This window comes from Nocardiopsis sp. TNDT3, from assembly GCF_003427465.1.
GTDB classification, from domain to species: domain Bacteria; phylum Actinomycetota; class Actinomycetes; order Streptosporangiales; family Streptosporangiaceae; genus Nocardiopsis; species Nocardiopsis dassonvillei.
The window spans coordinates 1-1,301 of the sequence record NZ_QPFC01000198.1; the positions used below are offsets into that span (position 1 = coordinate 1).

The following is a 1,301-nucleotide window of genomic DNA, read 5'->3' on the forward strand; positions in this document are numbered from 1 at the left end:
CCCCATCCCCCGCCACCCCGACACAACCCAGACGAACTGCCGCCCTACGGGCGGTGAGGAGGTCCTGACGTGGAGTCCCCCCTCTTCGACTTCCGTGCTGCCCTCTCCGGGGAGGAGCCGGATCCGACCGAGACCGAGGAGGCCACCACCCTCCAGGAGCAGACCACCAACACGAACCGGTCGGAGTCCGCCCCGATCAGCGTGGACCTGACCAGCGGCCTGCTCATGCTCCGGCACGCCGGCTCCTCGGTCGAGGTGGACACCGCCACTCGGGAGGCGGTGCTCGACCCGGGCGACTCCGAGGTGAGCGTCGGCGACGACGGCGTGATGCTGTTCGGCACGCAGCAGACCGGGGACACCGGCTCCCCGCACGTACTCGCCGACCAGGGGGTCGCGCGGGTCGTCACGGTGTCCGCGCCCGAGTCCGGGGACGTCTCCGGACTGGAGCCCCACACGGAGAGCCGGTTCGAACCCGCGCACCCGGGAACACCGGCGCTCCCGGTCGAACCGGCGGCCAGGTCCGTCGGGGTGCCCGCCAACGCGGAGCCGGTCCCCGAGGGCGAGACCACGGAGCCCGTACCGCTGGAGCCCATGCTCGTCGCGGAGCCGCTCCAGCGCATGGAACCGATGCAGCCGCTGGAACCGGTGATCCCCGCCGAGCCGGCGATCCTCGCCGAGCCCGCCCAGCGGGTGGAGGCGGCGGAGCCCCTGGTGGGCAGGGAGGCCGAGCAGGGTGAGCTGCTGGAGCCGCTGACCCCCGTGGACACCGAGAACACGAAGGTGGTCTCCGGCGTGGAGCCCATCTCCGCCGACGCAGACGACCCCGCTCTCGGCGAGACCGGCTCCGAGATCCCCGGGGCTCCGGTCGTGACCCTGGACCCCGAGACGGGGGTCACCACCGTCGAGGCGGGCGAGCTGAAGTTCGTCCTGGACTCGGACGAGGGCACGATCAGCATCGAGCCCGGAGACAGGAACGTTCCCCTCGACCCCGAGGCGGCACCGGTCACCGTCGAGGCCGGACACCTGGGCCTGACCATCGACCCGGCCAAGGGGACCGTCGGGATCGAGACGGGCGGTTCCGGTGAGGGCGGGGAGAACCTGCCGACCACGATCGAGATCGGCGACCTGAAGCTCACCCTGGACCCCGAGACGGGCGAGGTCTCCCTCGACCCCGGCAGCGGGGACGTGGAGGTCGATCCCGAGACCGGTCTGATCACCGTGTCCGAGGACCTCGACGGCGAGGAGGGCTCCGGCGACGAGGACAGCGACGACCGCCCCGGCGCAGACCAACCCGGCCAAGA

General features: G+C 72.4%; 1 pseudogene. It reads left to right on the plus strand.

From position 1 onward, the window contains the following. Window positions 1–69: 69 nt before the first annotated feature. Window positions 70–1,301 (plus strand): annotated as a pseudogene (locus tag DQW06_RS05405) (AAA family ATPase); the annotation flags it as partial.